We start from the raw sequence: 19,366 nt of genomic DNA, 5'->3' as shown, positions 1-19,366 counted from the left end.
AAGAAAATGGCTATTTTTCGTTATCTTCGTCATAATGAAAACTTTGCAAATACTCTTACTTTTTTTGGGCGGACTGGTTTTTGGACAAAATATCCAAAGTGTTCAGCTGTTCAATCCTCAGACCAATGATGAAACTCCGGTAATTAAGATAGGTGAACAACTGGTTCTGGGTTTTGATGATCTTACCAACGGCAGTCAGATCTACCGATATACCTTCAAACATTATGATAGAAACTGGAATGAAGATAATCTGTTTTTTACAGAATTTGCTACCGGAAGTATGAATGCACTTCTTGACCAATTTCAGTATTCTTTCAACACATTACAGGCTTATACCCACTATAAACTGGTTTTTCCGAATGATAAAATCCAGCTTAAGGTTTCAGGAAATTATGAACTGATTGTCTACAAAGACTCTGCAGACAAGCCTCTTTTCAAAAAAAGATTTTATCTGGTAGAAGATGTAACCTCTGTAGCTTTAAATATTTCAAGATTTGCGGATGCAAAAAAGCCTAATCTCAACCAAAGGGTAGAAGTGAATGTTTCTCCGAAAGGAGGAGACATTTCTTCCAATGTCAATTCAATCACGATGAATGTGATGCAGAATAACAACCCGAATATGGTCATTTCCAATCTTAAGCCAAGCAGCGTTTTAGGAGACCAGGTGCTTTTCCAGCAGATGAATCTTACCTTCCCGGGAGATAATGAATTTTATTATTTCGATAATAAAAATATGAATATGGCCGCCGATATGGTACGTGTTACCGAAATAAAAGATGATGTCAACCAGACCTATCTGCATCCGGTATGGGCATTTCCTTTAAATTATCAATATCAGCCAGATGTGAATGGAGCATGGTATTATAGAAGAAATGATTTAGGAAGAGAAAGAGATGCCGAAAGAGAAGCTGACTATTCATGGGTACATTTCTATCTAGAATCGGATCCTGTGGATAAAGAGATTTATGTTCTAGGAGGGTTTAATAATTTTTTACCAAGCAAAGAAAATCAGATGCAGTATGATGCAGCTACCAAACAATATGTTGCTAAGATATTCCTGAAGCAAGGGTTTTATAACTATGTTTTGGTGACAAAAGATGGAAACGGTTTGAATTTTGGAGAAGTGAATGGTAACTTCTGGCAGACAGAAAACCTTTATCAGGCATTTCTTTATTATGCACCTTTCGGAAGAAATTATGATGGTCTGATGGGATATGGTGAATTCAGAACACCAATTGCCAATAAAAGATAATCATGATCTGATATCAAATTGCATAAAAATTTACCTATAAAATAGGACCGTCTCTTAAGATGGTCCTTATTTTTTTGTCAATTTTGAGAATATCGGGCAGTAAAATTTCATAATTGGCTTAATTTTTTCGATTATAATGCACTGCATAGTGAAAAATAATAATTCACAAAATTTTTATTTTAATTAAATTTTTTAATCTAAAGATTGTATTGTTGAAAAATTATATTTAAATAATTTTCTTTGTTTTAAAATCATCATTGTGTTTTATTTATTGATTTATAATATCAATTGAATTTTATTCATGATTTATATCATTTTGTTGTGAAAAGTTTATAAATTCGTCATCACAATCAACCAAATATTATTATGAAAACGAAATTTATCTTAGTGGCAAGCATTGCTGCCTTCTCTTTTGTTTCTGCACAAAACACACCATCAAAATTAGATCCAGGTAAAAGCGGACTACACGCAGATTTTATGAGATTCGACAAAAATGCACCGGCTTTCCAGGGAAGCCCTGTTTTATTTGATGAAGCATCACAAAGGCTTTCTCAGGGACAAGGACTTAAGTTAGGTCTAGAGAGGGATGCATTGGGTTTTGAAACTCATAGATTCCAACAGACCGTAAACGATATTCCTGTAGAATACGGAATGATGGCTGTACAGACAAAAGACGGAAAAATCGTAGGACAATCAGGAAAATGGGTTCTTAATGTTCCGAAGGGAGTTGAAAAGAAAGCCAATCTTTCTGAAAACATTGCACTGCAAAATGCTTTATCATTCATAGGGGCAGAATCCTACAAATGGCAGAATAGAGAAGAAGAAGATTTTCTTAAAAAAGACTCTAAAAATGCCGATGCAAGCTTTGCTCCTAAAGGTGAATTGGTATATTATTCAGATCCGACAGATGAAAAACTGAATGACTTAACACTCGCTTATAAATTCGATATTTATGCGGAAAAACCATTAAGCAGACAGTATGTTTTTGTAGATGCTAAAAATGGTAAAATACTGGGAACGGATGCCATCATCCACGAAGTAAATACTCCGGGAACAGCTACAACAGCGTACAGCGGAAGCAGATCTATTGTTGCGGATTCTTATAACGGAAGCTACAGATTAAGAGAAACCGGAAGAAACGGAGGTACCTCAGTAGAAACATACAACCTGAAAAAAGGAACCAATTATTCAACAGCAGTAGATTTTACAGACACAGATAATGTATGGAATAATGTGAACACCAACAAAGATCAGTATGCTACCGATGCTCATTGGGGAGCAGAAATGACCCTGGATTATTACTATACAAAATTCGGTAGAAAAAGTATAGATAACAATAATTTTGCAATCAAATCTTACGTACATTATTCTACTAATTATTTCAATGCATTTTGGGATGGTTCAAGAATGACCTATGGAGATGGAAGTTCTACAACAAACGGAGGTAAACCATTAACAGCTCTTGATGTTTGTGGGCACGAAATTACTCACGGTATGACTTCTAAAACAGCCAATCTTGCTTACCAGAGAGAATCCGGAGCATTGAATGAAGGTTTTTCTGATGTTTTTGGAAACTCAATAGAACGTTGGGCAAGACCTACTCAGGCAAGCTGGACACTGGGTGAAGATTTCAGTTATGTAATCAGAGATATGGCAAATCCAAATGCTTATAGCCAGCCGGATACTTATAAAGGAAAATACTGGAAAGATGCAAGCAGTTCTTGTACTCCTCAGGGAAATCCTAATCTACCTGGATATAATGATTCATGCTGGGTGCATACCAATTCGGGAGTGCTTAACTTCTGGTATTATTTATTGGTAACAGGAGGTTCTGGTACGAACGATAACAGCTTTGCTTATAATGTTACCGGAATAGGATTAGATAAGGCAGGAGCTATTGCTTACAGAACATTAACAACCTATCTGACATCATCATCCAACTATGCCAATGCAAGAACGTATTCTATCCAGGCAGCTACTGATTTGTATGGAGCAACCAGCAATGAAGTAACTCAGGTTAAAAACGCTTGGAATGCAGTAGGTGTAGGAGGCGGAACTTCTGCAGCAGGAAAAGTAGCCGCTACAGATACTCAGCTTTATACAATAAGTCCAAACCCTGCAACAGACAGGTTTACTGTAAACTTTGAAGGTAAAGCCGGAAAAGGAATTGTAGAACTGGTAAGCCTTACAGGTAAGAAAGAAATTTCTGAAAAAGTTGAGCTTACAGACGGTATCAATAAAGTGAATATCCAGTTACCTTCCAATATGCTTCCAGGAGTATATATTGTAACAGTAAACGGACAAAAAGCTGGAAACCTTATTAAAAAGTAAACACCAAATTTTAATATATTCATCAAAAAGGCCACAAGTTAGTTCTTGTGGCCTTTTGTATATTTTGATTCAAGTGAATTATACCAAATAGAAATCATTCAGTTTTTCTTCACAAAGTATTTTTACAACATCAATCCATCGGTCTTCGTCATTCAGACATGGAATATAATGGAAATTTTCACCACCTCCATGCATGAACTGCTCTTTCCCTTCTACGGAAATTTCTTCCAGAGTCTCAAGGCAGTCAGAAACAAAAGCAGGGCAGACAATAGCCAGATTTTTTACTCCTCTTTTACCATTTGTTTCCAGTGTTTCATCTGTATAAGGCTCAATCCACTTGTCTTTTCCTAATCTTGACTGGAAAGAAACGATGGTTTTCTCCTTAGGTAAATTTAGCTTTTCAATCACAAGCTGTGTTGTTTTGTAACACTGATGACGATAGCAGAACTGATGACTCGGGTTATCTTCTCTGGAACAGCAGTCATTAAGATTACAGGTCTTTGTAGGATCTGTTTTATAAATATGTCTCTCTGGAACTCCATGATAAGAAAACTGCAGGGCATCAAAATTTTCCGGAAGTTTTTCTTTAATACTTTCTGCCAGACAGTTGATATAAATATCTCTGTTGTAAAAAGGCTGAATATAATTGATCTTGATTGTTGGGAAATTCTTTTTTCTTACTTCTTCGGCCTTTTCAATCACCGTTTCCGTAGTACTCATAGCATATTGAGGGTACAAAGGGAAAAGTACAATTTCTGTGACTCCCTGATCTACCAGCTTTTGAATTCCTGCTTCAATACTTGGCTGCGCATATCTCATCCCGATTTCCACCGGAACATCTACCACTTTCTGAAGTTTTTTCTGAATTTGTTCCGTGATAACAATTAATGGAGAACCCTGATCTGTCCAAACCGTTTTATAGGCTTCAGCAGATTTGGCAGGTCTTGTTTTCAGGATAATTCCCTGTACAAGAAGAGCACGAAAGATCCAACGGTAATCAATCACTCTCTCATCCATCAAAAATTCATCAAGATATTCCTTTACGTCGTTTACAGAGGTTGATCTCGGTGATCCGAGGTTGACCAGTAAAATTCCTTTCTTATTCAATATTCTAAATTTTAATTATGAAACAGAAGTTGTAAAATCTGTTACTAATTTTGATACTTTAGCAAAGGTATTACTTTCCAGTAAGCCATTGCTGTCAAATTTGCCTTTTATTCCCTTTATTAATGCCTGATGTTTATCATCTGCTGTCACACCCAGAGTTTTTAAAATCAATAACAACTCTTCATGGCCTTTTTCTCCACTGGCTGAAGCCGTAATCACAGCTACAGGTTTTTCAGAAAAGATTGTAGTAGAAAATATCACTCCCGATGAATTTTTAATATCTTCTCTCAGTTTTAAGACCTCTTCGGGAGTATTCTGATCCGTTAAAGCAGTATCAAAATGGGGAAGAACAGAAAGATCACTGTACATCTGGAAATCAATATTGTTCATATTTTCCATTACCTGATCCATCAATCTCAGGTTGCTGGAATTTTCTGAAGCACTTCCAATAATGACTACAATTTTCTTTCCGTGAGGCATTTCAGCTATTATTATCCGTTTACAGCTTCCACTCTTTCTACTAAATCAGGAACGAATTGCTTTAAGATATTTTCAATTCCGTTTTTCAAAGTAGCAGTAGAACTTGGGCAGCCTGAACAAGCTCCCTGTAAAAGCATTTTTGCTGTTTTATTCTCCTGATCATATTCCATTAAAGAAATCTTTCCACCGTCATTTTCTACAGCAGGAGCTACATATTCATTTAAAATGTCAGAAATTTTCTGCTCATCTTCTGTATAATCTCTGTTGATAATCTTTTCAACAGGGTTTTCATGCTTCTGAGGTTCAATATTAGCAATTTCACCTCCATTCTGAAGATATTCAGCAATAAGACCACGAACAGCCATCATTACCTGGTGCCATTCTACAGAATTATTTCTTGTAACCGCTACGAAATTGTCAGAAATGAAAACTTCCGTTGCAAAATCAAATTCTTTAAAAATAGCTTCTGCCAAAGGAACTCCCTCAGCTGCATCTCTTGATTTTACTTCCACAAAACCCTCCATCAGTAATTTGCTCGAAACAAATTTCATTACATTAGGATTCGGAGTCATTTCAGCATAAATCTGATACATTTCTTTTTTCTTCTGAAGATAAATTCTTGGGTTGGCCAATAATTCGTCCTCAATTACATTTTTCAGACTTTCAGCTACATGTTCCCATTCTATCGTATCCTGTTTTGCTACAGCCACAAAATTAGCCGTAATGAAAATTCTTTCCACAAACGGATAATTGAAAAGTTCCTGAGCTAAAGGAATTTCTGAGATATCTGAATTTCTGTCCAACTCTAAAGACCCGGGAATGAGATTGTAATCTGTAACGAATTTCATTACTTTTGGGTTTTCGGTAGGTTCTATAAGTACGGTACGCATTTTTTCGTTAAATTTGAGATACAAAAATACGCATTAGAAGTTAGAAGCTGAAAATTGAGAGTTAGATTTTTGCTATCACTGTAATTTAGAACTTATATACATAAAAAGATAGTATATTTTAATTTTCAAATTGGCCTATTTTTAAATTTTCAAATTAATACTTATGGCACTTATAAAAGAACTCTTAGGAAAAGCACCACAGATTGGAGAAAACACTTTTTTAGCAGAAACCGCTACCATTATTGGTGATGTTACCATGGGAAGAGATTGCAGCGTTTGGTATAATGCGGTAATCAGAGGAGATGTTCATTATATCAAAATGGGTGATAAGGTGAATGTTCAGGATAATGCAATGCTGCATTGTACTTACAAGAAACACCCTCTGAATATCGGTAATAATGTTTCTATTGGGCATAATGCGATTGTGCATGGATGTACCATTAAAGATAATGTTCTGATTGGAATGGGCGCTATTGTAATGGACGACTGCCTTGTAGAAGAGAATTCTATTGTAGGAGCAGGATCTGTTGTTACTCAGGGTACCCATATAAAATCTGGAGAAGTTTGGGGCGGAGTTCCGGCAAGAAAAATCAAAGATATCAATGCCCAACTATTGGAAGGAGAAGTGAACAGAATTGCAGATAACTACGTGAAATATTCTTCGTGGTATAAAGAAAATGTAAAGGATCACCAATTCTAGCCTGTCAAGTGAATAGTAAATAGTCAATTCGCTGTGCTTGTCAATTTTTTTAATACAGAAATTAACCATTCACTTGCGAAGCAAAATTCACTATTGACGTACCAAAATAAATATAAAAGCTCCGTCCATAGACAGAGCTTGTTTCGATTTGATATTGAACCTTTGCTTTAGTGTTAGTTGGGATCAGGCGTGATCAGCCTTACCTTTCCATGAATACATTTTAGAGATGTAGGTGGAGTAATCGCCACACAGTCGGGCATAATATTATATTTTTCATTAAAAGCCCTTACTTTATCCGTATAATCGTTCACTCTCTGTAAGAAAGCGGTTTCTATTTTCTTGGGATAAGCAATATATTGTTGAGGTCCGCCACAAGATTTTGCCCCCATAGGAGCAAATGCCCATTCACTGACGTCGGTACATTTTTCCCCCGATACTTCAGATTCAATCGATGCTTTTAGTCTGTCGAGCTGTGCCTGCTCGTATTTTTGACTGTCTTCATCGGGAGGCCTGTTGGCAATATCAACGGGAAGATTAGTATTGGTATTCTTTGATGTATTACATGAAACCAGAGTTAATGTAGTACATAATACTATTGCCGGAACTTGAAAGAATAATTTTTTCACAATAAACTTTTTTCTTTTTATAATTTTTCAAAACTTATGCCAAGGTAAGAAATTCAAATTCATTTCCGTATTTTTGACAACGATGAACAATCATTTTTTTGACTTAATAGAATATACCAACAGAAGCGTTTTTTTAACCGGGAAAGCCGGAACAGGAAAAACGACATTTCTTAACGATTTTGTAAGACGAACAAAGAAAAAGCATATCGTAATAGCTCCCACGGGAATTGCTGCGATCAATGCAGGTGGGGTAACCATCCATTCTATGTTTGGACTGCCGTTGAGAACCTTTCTTCCTACAACAGAAAGGATAGATACCAGTTTGGCCAATAATATTGCCGATCTGATGCCCCATTTCAAATACCGTAAAGATAAATTGAAACTTCTCAGAGAAGTTGAGATCATTATCATAGATGAGGTTTCGATGCTTAGAGCAGACGTTCTGGATATGATGGATTTTTCTTTGAGATTTATCAGAAGGAATAATCAGAGATTTGGAGGGGTGCAGATGCTTTTCATCGGGGATTTGTTTCAGCTTCCTCCGGTAGTGAGGGATGAGCATATTCTGAAAATGTACTACAATTCACCTTTCTTTTTTGACAGTCATGCCATTAAAGAAATCCCTATCGTTACCATTGAACTTACAAAAGTGTACAGACAGTCTGACGAAGAGTTTTTGGAAATTCTGAATGCTATCCGTGACGGTGACGTAGATAATATAGATTTTAATCATCTCAATGAAAGGTATGATCCTGACTTTGATATGGGGAAAGAATCTTACGTTTATCTGTGTTCTCACAACAAAATGGCAGATGAAATTAATCAGGAGAAACTGGCAGAGATTAAAGTGGATCCTCAAACGTATGAGGCGAAACTTGTAGGTGATTTTAAAGAAAATCAGTTTCCAAATGAGCAGTTTTTGGAGCTTAAAATCGGAGCTCAGGTCATGTTTATCCGAAACGATATTTCCGGCGAAAAGAAATATTTTAACGGAAAACTGGGAGAAATCATTGGATTGGATGAAAATGAAATCCGTGTTGTACTGGACGAAAGCGAGAGAGAAATTGTTGTAAAAAGAGAAACCTGGGAACAGAAAAAATATTTCCTTGATACCGATAAAAATATCAAAGAAGAAGTGTTGGGAAGTTTTGAACAGTTTCCAATCAAGCTTGCATGGGCTGTAACGATCCATAAAAGTCAGGGGTTGACATTTGATAAAGTTATTATTGATGCAGGGAAAAGTTTTACTGCCGGTCAGGTATATGTCGCTTTATCCCGTTGCAGAACGTTGGAAGGAATTGTTTTAAAATCAAAAATTACCCCTGAAGTTATTTTCAAGGATAACAGAATTTTACATTTTCACACCGATACAATTGCCAACGACCATGTGGAAGCCATTCTGAATCAGGAAAAATATGATTACAGCATCAGAAAAGTACTTCGTACACTGGATTGTACATGGTTTTTGAAAGAAGTGGAGGAGTGGAATAACCTTTCGATTGTTACCAAGAATATTGACCATGTTAAAACCAAACAGCTTTATCTTCAATTGAAACATGAAGCAGTAAATCTTGGGAAAATATTTGAAAAACTGGAACGCATCATTTTTCAAAAGGTTAATAATTTTATTGAACAGAAAGAAGAGTGGTCTGAGATTGAAAGTAAATCAAAAGGAGCGGTTAATTTCTTTTTTATAGAAATCAGAAATAAGATTTTTGATCCTTTGAAAGATTTCTATGCCGAAATAAAAGGGGCGAAAGGCTTAAAACAATATAACGAAGAATTCAAAAACTGGCTGGAAGACATTGAAGAATATCTGAATAGCTTGAGAGATATTCACCTTCTTGAAACGAAACTTTTAGATGAAAAGAATGATAAAGAAATCAATTTGAAAATTGCCAAAGTTCCGTCACAGGTTTTAACCTTTCAATTATTTGAGCAAGGAAAAACTATTGGTGAAATTGCTTTAGAAAGAGGGTTGGTGAAGGAAACAGTAATTGGACATCTTGCCAAATTTGCAGAACAGGGTTTGCTGGATATTGCCAGAGTTATCACTTCAGATAAGATCAAGGCTTTTGAAGATGAGTTCTACAAAAATCCACACGAAACATTAACCGAATGGAAAAATGCACTGCCAAGCACTTTTGAATTTAACGAAATCAGGATTTTAATCAATCATTACAATTATAAAAAAGAAAAGAACTCCTAGGAGTTCTTTTTTGATTTGATATGAATTTTTAAAACTAAGGATACATTGCATTAATGGTATTGATGTCTCCGGTTGTAAATCCGGTTCTGTTATAGGTAAAACTGCTGTTGTCAGCTCTGGTAATGGTTGGCTGTCCGTTTTTAGAATATGAGGTCGGCCAATACATCATCACCGAATTAATATTGAAAGACCCTATATCTGTACCAGAACTATAGATATTAAAATTATGAGACTGTCCGCTTTGGATATTGTTCCACAGGATTTTTACATACTGATCCCTATCTTTACGCGTATGTTCATGGTAAAGTCCTACCGTATGTCCCATCTCATGAATAACTGATCCTACAGAAATATATTGATCTAAAGAAACATTTTGTTTTCCACCCTGATATCCGATATGAGCCCAGCCATCTGACCCGGATGAACTTCCGAATATAAATTCAACATAATTAGACTGATTGGTGCGGTAGATCCATTGAGTATTGGTTTTATTGTTATACTCACTGATCGCAGAATTAATTTTATTAACGTTGATTGAGCCCATGTTACTGGCAATAGTATAATAAATTTTACCGCTTGGCCATCTGGAAAAACTGGCACCTCCTTTATTAGTTTGGCTGCCTTCGGATAGTTGTTTGTCTGAAAGAATCATATCTCCCTCAAAAAAATTCATTCCGTTTTTTCTCTCATAGGTAATATCCTGGCCATTCAGTTGTCCTTTTTTAAGATTGTCTGCATTGAAGGCATTCGTTTGAGCTTCAGAGGTAATTTCCTCATTGTTTTTGCTGCAGGATGATAATGTTGCAGCTATAATAAAACTCATAAAGATAGTTTTCCCTGTCAGGATCTGTCGATAAAACAGACTGTTTGATTGTTTGTTCATATTAAAGTTTTTTAAGATTTGGTATACGAATATAGTAAATATTTCTCTTTTTATTGAATTATTAATGTTAAAGTATGTTTTTCATGGTATAAATGATTTTTAGAATCTGAAACTAAAACATCACATAAATAAATTCTAGTGAACAAAAATTCTATTCCAATAGTTTTTCCCTGAACTGATCAATTGTTTTTATTAATTACAAAAAGTAACTAATGCGGTTTTTATGTTTTAAATTTGTTTGGTTCTTTAAGAGCCGAATTTAGAATTATGAAATTGTCGAAGGAGATTTTTTATCACCTTTCGAAAAAATTAACGATCTCAATATGAAAAATTTTGAAATTTCTGTTTTAGATCTTGCACCAGTAAAGCAAGGCAAAAGCATTCATGATACTTTTCAGGATAGCTTATCATTAGCCAATCACGCTGAAAATTTAAACTATAAAAGATTCTGGCTGGCCGAGCATCACAATATGGAAAGTATTGCAAGCTCAGCAACTTCTGTTCTAATAGGTTTCATTGCCAATGGAACGAAAAAAATCAGAGTAGGTTCCGGAGGAATTATGCTTCCCAACCACAGTTCTCTGATTATTGCAGAACAGTTCGGAACTTTGGAGTCTTTATTTCCCGGAAGAATCGATCTCGGATTAGGAAGAGCACCAGGAACGGATGGGTTGACAGCTCAGGCTTTAGGAAGAAACCCAGCCATCATCAATGAACAGTTTCCAAGACAAATTCTTGAACTTCAAAGATATTTCTCCAAAGAAAATTCAGATGCGATGGTTCGTGCTATTCCCGGAGAAGGTTTGGATGTTCCACTTTATATTCTGGGATCAAGTACAGATAGTGCGTGGCTGGCTGCGGAATTGGGATTACCTTATGCATTTGCAGGACATTTTGCTCCGGAACAGATGGAAATGGCTTTTAAAATATACAGAGAACATTTTGAACCGTCAAAATACGCAGATAAACCTTATATCATTGCCTGCGTAAACGGTGTAGCAGCAGAAACTTCGGAAGAAGCTCATAAAATTTCGACTACCTTATTTCAGGCATTCATTAATATTGTAAGAAACGACAGAAAGCCTTTTGCGCCACCAGTGGATGATATGGATGAAATCTGGTCTCCAATGGAAAAATCTATGGTGCTTCAGAAGTTGAGATATACTTTTATTGGTGATCAGGCTGAAGTTCAGGAAAAGCTTAGAGATTTTCAGGAAAGATTCCAGGTTGATGAGCTGATGATCAATTCACATATCTACGATCATCAGAAAAGATTGAGATCTTACGAGATTTTCAGAGAGGTGGCTAACTCCTTATCCAAAGCTTAACAAACCATTCATAATTAGTTGGCAGATGCTTATTTTTATGAGTATCTTTGCAAAAATAAAAAGTAAAAATGTCCGATATTAAATTAAATACTATTCCAGAGGCTATTGAAGACCTTAAAAATGGTAAAATAATCATAGTAGTAGATGATGAAGACAGAGAAAATGAAGGCGATTTTCTTTGCGCTGCAGAACTGACAACGCCGGAAATTATCAATTTTATGGCCCTTCACGGAAGAGGACTGATCTGTATGCCGCTTCCGGAAAAAAGATGTGATGAACTTGGCCTTGAAGTAATGGTAAGCAGAAGCAGTGATCCTAAAGAAACTGCTTTCACTGTATCGGTTGACCTTCTAGGTAATGGAACATCTACGGGAATTTCTGCAGGTGACAGAGCAAAAACTATTTTAGCACTGATGGATGAAAAATCCAAACCTACAGATTTTATGAGACCTGGCCACATTTTCCCGCTTCGTGCAAGAAAAGGAGGAGTATTGAAAAGAGCCGGACATACTGAAGCAGCTATTGATCTTACTCATTTATCAGGATTGAAAGAAGGAGGAGTGATCTGTGAGATCATGAATGAAGATGGTACAATGTCTCGTTTGCCTGAACTTCATGCATTTGCTCAAAAGCATGATATGAAGATCGTTTCTATTGAAGATCTGATCCATTATCAGCTTAAAAAAGGAAATCTGGTAGAAAGACTTGAAGAGAAAAAAGTAAAAACGCATTACGGTGATTTTGATTTTTATGCTTTCAGAGAAACTTCCAATGATCAGATTCACTTTGCTTTGACTAAAGGTGCATGGACAGTAGATGAACCTGTTTTGGTAAGAGTACAGTCTTCAGATTCTTATTTTGATGTATTGACCAGATTAAATAATGGTGAGAAACCGCTATTGGAAAAAGTAACCAATATGGTAAATGAGGCAGGAAAAGGAGCTATTATTTTCATCAATAACGTTTCTAACTCTGAAAATACGTTGAGAAAACTTCAGCAGTTCCTTAACTATCAGGACGGTCAGGAGCAGCATCCTACATTGGCGTACAATTACAGAGACTATGGAATCGGAACGCAGATCTTAAAGAATTTAGGAATCAACAAGTTCAAAGTAATCACTCAAAACCCTAATATCAAACCTCAGGTTGGAGGATATGATGTAGAGGTTACTGAGTTGGTGCAGCTATAATAAAGAATAGTCAAAATTCACTTTTGACTGTTTATAATATGAAATAAAAGGTTTAGGATTTTTCTAAACCTTTTTTTATTTTTAAACTATGACTGAGCCCTTAAAAAAACACATCCGGGAATATATTGATATTTCAGACGAAAAGCTGGAGAAATACTGCAGTGCTTTTATTCTTCGGAAAATAAAGAAAAAAGATTTTCTTTTGAAAGAAGGAGAGATCTGTGAATTTGAAGGATTTGTGATCAGTGGCTGCCTGAAAGTTTTTCATACCCATCATAATGCTGCTGAACAGATATTATATTTTGGAATTGAAAACTGGTGGATTTCCGATATTGACAGTTTTATCAACCGTATTCCATCAAAACTCAATATTCAGGCGCTTGAGGACAGTGAGGTTCTTCTTATTCCCAAAGAAAATAAAGAAAAACTGTATACAGAAATGCCTGAGATTGAAAGATTAATGAGGCTCAAATTTCAAAAGTCAATTATAGCACTGCAACGCAGGATTATTGATAACCTGAATAAACCCTCGGATGAACGTTATGTGGAGTTTTTAAAGGATTATCCAAAAACAGCACACCGTCTTACCAATATTCAGATTGCAGCCTATCTGGGCGTAACACCGGAGTTTATAAGCAGAATCCGGAAGAAGATTGTAAGTAAAGGCTAATAGTTAAAAATTAAAAAAGTCCCAAAAGTATTAATAAGTAAAACTTTGGGGACTTTTTTATATATAATGATTTTATTTTTTAGGCTAATGAAATTCCATCAAAGTTTCGGAAACCATTCAGAAAATCTTTGACCATCATTCTTTTTTTACCTTCCAGCTGAAGTTCCTGTGGATAGTATATTCCATCTAGAGTATAAATTTTAAATTCATTCTTTGAAATATTTAAAGTTCCTGCTGGTTTCCCGTGATCAGAAATTTCAAATTTCCCTCCAAATATTTTTAACCCTTTTTCTTCGTTTTCAATCTTTAAAGTGGTAAATGCTGCAGGATAAGGAGACATTCCAAGGATAAACTGATGAACGGTTTTTGAAGGTTGCTCCCAATTGATTTTAGTATCTTCTTTGAAAATCTTATAAGCATTTTTAGGATGTTCTACCTGTGGCTGAGGTTTTTCTTCAATGGCATTTTCAGCAAGCCCATCTAAGGTTTTAACAACTAGCCCTGAACCCATTTCCATTAATCTGTCGTGAAGGCTTCCCGCATTTTCATCAGGTAAAATTTCCATTTCCTGCTGAAGTAAAATATTTCCTTCATCAATTTTTTCATTAATAAAGAAAGTAGTTGCTCCGGATTTCTCTTCTCCGTTGATAACCGCATAATTAATAGGCGCAGCACCTCTGTAATCTGGAAGCAATGAAGCATGAAGATTGAAAGTACCCATTTTAGGCATTTCAAAAAGTACTTTAGGCATCATTCTGAAAGCTACCACCACAAAAACATCGGCATCCAGTTTTCTTAGTTCTTCCAGAAACTCTGGATTCCTTAGCTTTTCCGGTTGAAAAACAGGAATATTATTTTCTTCAGCATAGATTTTTACCGGTGATTGGTGAATCTTTTGTCCACGCCCACTTGCTTTATCAGCTACCGTTACTACACCTACCACCTGATGGTGAGATTGATGGATTGCCTCCAAAGAAGTTTTTGCAAACTCAGGAGTTCCTAAAAAAACGACTTTCAATGATTTCATACTGCAAAGATAAGTTTTTGATCTGAGAGTCGAAGGATGTTAGCATGTTAGGGTTGGAAGGTATGATAGTTTTAGGGATAGGATGGGTATATTTATTTTTTATCTAAAAAATCTATACATATTATATTTATTGCTCATTACTTATTAATTATAGCTAATGATTCAGCTCATACGTTCTGAAGTTCAGCATTCTTACCTTTCCGGAATCTAAAAGAAAAATAAGATTTTCTAATATATTCTCTTTAGAATGATAGCTTAGTTGTATTGAAAGCTCTTCAATTGTTGCTGGCTTTTTTGCTAATAAATTAACGATCTGCTGAGAAATATTTTTCCCAAACATAGATTGTTTATTTTTTTCACAAACAGAACATTGACCACAGTTTTTGGGATTTTTTTCACCAAAGTAGGCTAGAATTAATTTCATTTTACAATAATCATTGTTTTCTACGTAAAACTTCATCTCTTCCCATTTTTGGATTTTATTTCTCTGAATATGTTCAAATAATTTCCAATAAGCATTATTTACAGCCCTTTCGTCGCGGGGCTTCAAAAATTTAATACTGGAAAGTGCACCGTCAATATATTCAAGATAATTCTTTTGCTGAAGTTCTTTCAGGCGCTCCTTGATCAGAGGAACGCTGATATTGATTTTATTACTCACCTGCTGTTCACTGAACATTACTTTGTGAGTCGTAATTCCTGATACAGTACGGAAAAGGAGCTCCATAAAATGGGCATCTTTTTGTGGTAATTGATCCATCTCATCGGCTTTAATAAAAAGTTCCAGAGAAGAAAGACTTTTGTTTTCGTTATAGTAAATAATTTCTTGATTATGCAGAAAATTAAGAATATTATTAATTTTTGCTTTTGACAGTTTGGTGAAATTCTGAATACCCAGCGTATTCAGCTGAAATGTTTTTTCTGGAAGTTCAAATTCTGCTACCTGGAAAATAGAGTAGAGGAAGCTGATGATCTTTAAAAACTCTGCTTTATTGGGGGTTTGGTTTTTTAAAATCTGATCAAAATTCAGAAGTTCCTGTTTATTCCAAAGCATGAAGGCAAAACTGTCTTTTCCGTCTCTTCCTGCTCTTCCGATTTCCTGATAATAGTTTTCCAGAGAAGCAGCAGGAGAGTAGTGGATAACAAAGCGTACATTGTCTTTGTCAATACCCATTCCAAAGGCATTGGTAGAAATAAGAACATGATTATCACTGTTATTCCAAAGATGCTGTCTTGCATTTTTTTCTTTGGTTGTCAAGCCGGCGTGAAAATAATCTACATTTTTAAGTTGATTTTTTTTCAGGAATTCTGACAGCAGTTCTGCTTCTTTTCTGGTTCTTACATAAACAATCCCAGAGTCGTTGCTATATTTTAAAATATCAAAAACACGCTGGAATTTATCGGATACTTCATCACTGAAAATTTTAATATTTTCTCTCTTGAAACTTTTTTGGAAAACAAACGGTTTTTTCAGTTCCAGTTTATTTTTAATTTCTTCCAGCACTTTCGGAGTTGCTGTTGCGGTCAGGGCAAGACAGGGAATCTCAGGATTATTACTTCTAAATCCTTTAATATTCTGATAACTTGGTCTGAAATCCTGACCCCATTCTGAAATACAGTGTGCTTCGTCCACCGCAATAAAGGATAGCTGAATTTCCTCCATATTCTGAATGAACTGTTTATTGGTAAGTCTTTCAGGAGAAACATAAAGTAATTTGGTAAGTCCTTCTTTACATCGGTCATAAATAGTTTCTGCATCATATTCATCCAGTTCAGATGAAAGATATTCTGCTTCTATACCGCGGGATTTAAGCTGATTTACCTGATCTTTCATCAATGCAAGTAGAGGGGAAACTACGAGGCAGGTTCCTTCTTTGAGCAAAGCAGGTAATTGATAGCATAAAGATTTTCCTGCTCCTGTGGGTAACAGTACCAGGGTATCTTTTTCATTGATAACGGCATTAATAATTTCTTCTTGAGAGTCTCTGAAGTCGGTATAACCCCAGAAATACTTAAGAGTATCATATTTGAGCTTTTGAAAATCCTGCGGAGAAATCATGTTGTAAAAGTAAGGAAAGAATGATGACAAAAAAAGCCACGCATAGCGTGACTTTTATATAATATATCAATAAGTTTATTATTTAGCTTCGAAGTATACTCTTCTGTTGGCTCTGTTTTTCCATTCAGGGCACTTCGTTGCTGGTTCGCACTCAGGGTATTTAAGGTCTTTTTCACCTTTTCCTACTGCCTGTAGTTTACCTGTTTGAACACCGTTTTTGATCAGATAGTTCTTAACGTTGTTTGCTCTTCTTTCAGATAGTTTTTGGTTGTAAGCATCAGTACCTCTTGTATCAGTAGCTCCGATTACATTGTAAGAACCATTAGAAGAATTAATATAGTTTACAGCATTATTTAGGATTGGAGTATTTGAAGGTAAAATTCTGTCAGAATTTAAATCAAATTCAATTCCTTCCAATTTAGTTTCTGTTTCTACGACAGGTCCTGTGGTTGCTACTGGACATCCATTATTTTCAACAGGCCCAGGAACAGTTACACACTTATCGTAAAGATCGATTACCCCATCTAAGTCTGTATCAAGAGCAACTCCGGCACCATCCACTCTTGCTCCTGCAGGAGTATCAAGTTGTCTGTCCCAATCGTCGCATACTCCATCATTATCAGCATCTCCTTTTTTACATACTTCGATATCCTGGTTTTTATTAGCCAGTACATCCAGTTTGTAATAGATTTCCTGAAGTGGATCATGCCACATTACATGAGATTCATGTTTTCCAAGTTTTAGAGAAACCCCTAAAGTAGCGTTGAAGAAATTATCAGAAACCTGCTCAGAACGCTTGTTGATAGCACTGTAAGCATCACCACCACCATCAAACTCTTCATCACCTGTTACTACATACATCAATCTACCTTCAATATCGATTCTTCTGTTCACTTTAAACTTCAGACCTGTACCAGCCTGCATGAACATTGAACCTAGTTGGAAAGGCTTTACTTCTGTCATCAATCTCTGTCCGTTGATGTCTTTTTGATATGCTCTGTAAGCGATAGTACCGATACCCGCATACCCGTGAAGAGCCCATCTGTAAGGAGAATGATTATCAACTCTTCTTAATAAGTTAGAGAAATTGATATCTCCTAAGATTGAGATTGCATCGTATTGAGTTCTTGCTGCTACTGCATAAGCATCTGGTGCGGCATTTTTAGTATTGAACCATCCTTGTCTGGTTTCACCTCTGTCATATTGTAAATTGATCCCAAAAGCATGGGTAATTGCTTTATCAATACTCACATAAGCTGAATATCCGAAAAGGTTTTTACCATTACCATTTTTGATAGAGGTCAAATCCGCTGACTGAAGAAGTGGAACACCTACCCCAGCAGAAATAGACCAATCGTTAAATCTTTTAGATTGATTGGTGAATGGGGAAACATTAGCAGATCCCGAAGAAAATGTATTAGGATACTCTCCTTTTGAAACTGCCGTTGAGTCTTGTGCATAAGTGGCAGAAGGAATTGCCAAAGCAAATGCAACAATTGCTAAACTTAATTTCATAGTGTTATTTTTTTAAGTTAAGTTATTTTAAATGATTTTTTACGTTAAAAAGTGATTTTGTGTTGATTTTTTCTCAAAACAAACTTGCTGATTTTTAATGTGTTTCATACCATTTGTCATGAAAATAATGATAAAGGTATGTAAAATAATTCGTAGTAGAAAAAAAAATGAACCGAAAAGAATAATTCTTTCCGGTTTATAGTATATCTAAGAATTATTTTTTCTTTTTCTTAGCTGGAACTTTTTTTACAGCTTTTTTTACAGGAGCATCTTCATAGTCTTTCTTTTTGATAGCATCCCATTCTGATGTTTCAATGAATCTTACTGTTACTTTTCTGTCTGCCATTCTTTCAGCATCTGAAGCTGATGCAGGGATCGTTGCTTCTGAAGAACCTACACCTTTTGATTTCAGTACATTTTCATTGATTCCTCTACTTTCTAAAGCTCCTACAACTGCAGCAGCTCTTTCTTTAGATAGCCTTAAGTTGTAAGCTGCACTTCCTTTAATATCAGTATGTCCTGTTAACAGGTAGTTACCTCCATTTTCTTTAATGATAGAAGCCGCTAAATCTAATTTTTGGTTAGACTCTGGTCTGATAGTCGCTTTATTGAAATTGAAATAAATATCTTTTAAAGATCTTTCTACTTCTTTAGCTGTTTCGTTGTTGTCTTTTTTAGTTACCGGACATCCGTTGTTTTCAACCGGTCCAGGAACTGTTACACACTTATCGTAAAGGTCAATTACCCCATCTAAGTCTGTATCAAGAGCAACTCCGGCACCATCCACTCTTGCTCCTGCAGGAGTATCAAGTTGTCTGTCCCAATCGTCACATACTCCATCATTATCAGCATCTCCTTTTTTACATACTTCGATATCCTGATTTTTATTAGCCAGTACATCAAGTTTGTAATAAATTTCCTGAAGTGGGTCGTGCCACATTAAGTGTGATTCGTGTTTCCCTAATTTGAAAGAAACCCCTAAAGTAGCGTTGAAGAAATTATCAGAAACCTGTTCAGAACGTTTGTTGATAGCACTGTAAGCATCACCACCACCATCAAACTCTTCATCACCTGTTACTACATACATCAATCTACCTTC

General features: G+C 35.7%; 16 protein-coding genes. 7 read left to right on the top strand and 9 right to left on the bottom strand.

Annotated elements, in window-relative coordinates:
* Window positions 1–34: 34 nt before the first annotated feature.
* Window positions 35–1,252, top strand: a complete 1,218-nt coding sequence (locus CQ046_RS08860; protein WP_105701912.1) for a type IX secretion system plug protein domain-containing protein — start codon at window positions 35–37, stop codon at window positions 1,250–1,252.
* A gap of 366 nt (window positions 1,253–1,618) precedes the next feature.
* Entirely contained in the window at window positions 1,619–3,583 is a 1,965-nt protein-coding gene (locus CQ046_RS08855) for a M4 family metallopeptidase (protein ID WP_105701911.1), read from the top strand.
* 78 nt (window positions 3,584–3,661) lie between these two features.
* On the opposite strand, the gene hemH is transcribed toward CQ046_RS08855, so the two are convergent.
* From hemH to CQ046_RS08840, 3 genes are read right to left on the bottom strand one after another with little or no spacing between them, the layout of a single operon-like run.
* Window positions 3,662–4,690 (bottom strand): ferrochelatase, encoded by a 1,029-nt coding sequence (gene hemH / locus CQ046_RS08850; RefSeq protein ID WP_105701910.1) that lies wholly within the window; start codon window positions 4,688–4,690, stop codon window positions 3,662–3,664.
* 15 nt (window positions 4,691–4,705) lie between these two features.
* On the bottom strand, window positions 4,706–5,170 hold the full coding sequence (locus tag CQ046_RS08845; RefSeq protein ID WP_105701909.1) for an NADPH-dependent FMN reductase: 465 nt from the start codon (window positions 5,168–5,170) through the stop codon (window positions 4,706–4,708).
* A gap of 11 nt (window positions 5,171–5,181) precedes the next feature.
* Window positions 5,182–6,060, bottom strand: coding sequence for a NifU family protein (locus tag CQ046_RS08840; protein WP_105701908.1), 879 nt, complete (start codon window positions 6,058–6,060; stop codon window positions 5,182–5,184).
* A 163-nt stretch (window positions 6,061–6,223) separates the two neighbouring features.
* Between CQ046_RS08840 and CQ046_RS08835 the strand changes: the two genes are divergently transcribed.
* Window positions 6,224–6,760 carry a gamma carbonic anhydrase family protein gene (locus CQ046_RS08835; RefSeq protein WP_105701907.1) on the top strand — a complete coding sequence of 179 codons (537 nt, stop codon included), beginning with the start codon at window positions 6,224–6,226 and terminating at the stop codon, window positions 6,758–6,760.
* 173 nt (window positions 6,761–6,933) lie between these two features.
* Here CQ046_RS08835 and CQ046_RS08830 read toward each other — a convergent pair whose 3' ends face one another.
* Window positions 6,934–7,386 carry a hypothetical protein gene (locus CQ046_RS08830; protein ID WP_105701906.1) on the bottom strand — a complete coding sequence of 151 codons (453 nt, stop codon included), beginning with the start codon at window positions 7,384–7,386 and terminating at the stop codon, window positions 6,934–6,936.
* A gap of 82 nt (window positions 7,387–7,468) precedes the next feature.
* Here CQ046_RS08830 and CQ046_RS08825 point away from each other — a divergent pair, with 82 nt between their 5' ends.
* Window positions 7,469–9,595, top strand: coding sequence for a helix-turn-helix domain-containing protein (locus tag CQ046_RS08825; RefSeq protein ID WP_105701905.1), 2,127 nt, complete (start codon window positions 7,469–7,471; stop codon window positions 9,593–9,595).
* A 34-nt stretch (window positions 9,596–9,629) separates the two neighbouring features.
* Here the strand turns inward: CQ046_RS08825 and CQ046_RS08820 are convergent, their stop codons facing one another.
* Window positions 9,630–10,478 carry a M12 family metallopeptidase gene (locus CQ046_RS08820; RefSeq protein ID WP_105701904.1) on the bottom strand — a complete coding sequence of 283 codons (849 nt, stop codon included), beginning with the start codon at window positions 10,476–10,478 and terminating at the stop codon, window positions 9,630–9,632.
* Window positions 10,479–10,801: 323 nt separating this feature from the next.
* Between CQ046_RS08820 and CQ046_RS08815 the strand changes: the two genes are divergently transcribed.
* From CQ046_RS08815 to CQ046_RS08805, 3 genes are all read left to right on the top strand, one after another.
* Entirely contained in the window at window positions 10,802–11,806 is a 1,005-nt protein-coding gene (locus CQ046_RS08815; protein WP_105701903.1) for an LLM class flavin-dependent oxidoreductase, read from the top strand.
* A gap of 68 nt (window positions 11,807–11,874) precedes the next feature.
* Entirely contained in the window at window positions 11,875–12,996 is a 1,122-nt protein-coding gene (gene ribB, locus CQ046_RS08810; RefSeq protein WP_105701902.1) for a 3,4-dihydroxy-2-butanone-4-phosphate synthase, read from the top strand.
* A gap of 88 nt (window positions 12,997–13,084) precedes the next feature.
* Window positions 13,085–13,666: a Crp/Fnr family transcriptional regulator gene (locus CQ046_RS08805; protein ID WP_105701901.1), complete on the top strand. Its 582-nt coding sequence runs from the start codon at window positions 13,085–13,087 to the stop codon at window positions 13,664–13,666.
* Window positions 13,667–13,745: 79 nt separating this feature from the next.
* On the opposite strand, the gene fmt is transcribed toward CQ046_RS08805, so the two are convergent.
* From fmt to CQ046_RS08785, 4 genes are all read right to left on the bottom strand, one after another.
* Complete coding sequence (gene fmt, locus CQ046_RS08800; protein ID WP_105701900.1) at window positions 13,746–14,693, bottom strand: methionyl-tRNA formyltransferase; 948 nt, start codon at window positions 14,691–14,693, stop codon at window positions 13,746–13,748.
* 154 nt (window positions 14,694–14,847) lie between these two features.
* A complete protein-coding gene (locus CQ046_RS08795; protein WP_105701899.1) occupies window positions 14,848–16,752 on the bottom strand; it encodes an ATP-dependent DNA helicase RecQ in 1,905 nt (634 codons plus the stop codon).
* Between the two features lie 78 nt (window positions 16,753–16,830).
* Window positions 16,831–18,267: an OmpA family protein gene (locus CQ046_RS08790; protein ID WP_105701898.1), complete on the bottom strand. Its 1,437-nt coding sequence runs from the start codon at window positions 18,265–18,267 to the stop codon at window positions 16,831–16,833.
* 214 nt (window positions 18,268–18,481) lie between these two features.
* On the bottom strand, window positions 18,482–19,366 hold an 885-nt coding region (locus tag CQ046_RS08785), incomplete at its 5' end, for an OmpA family protein (RefSeq protein WP_133166628.1).

This window comes from Chryseobacterium sp. MYb7, assembly GCF_002979455.1.
GTDB lineage: Bacteria > Bacteroidota > Bacteroidia > Flavobacteriales > Weeksellaceae > Chryseobacterium.
This window is presented reverse-complemented; position numbering and strand designations above follow the sequence as displayed.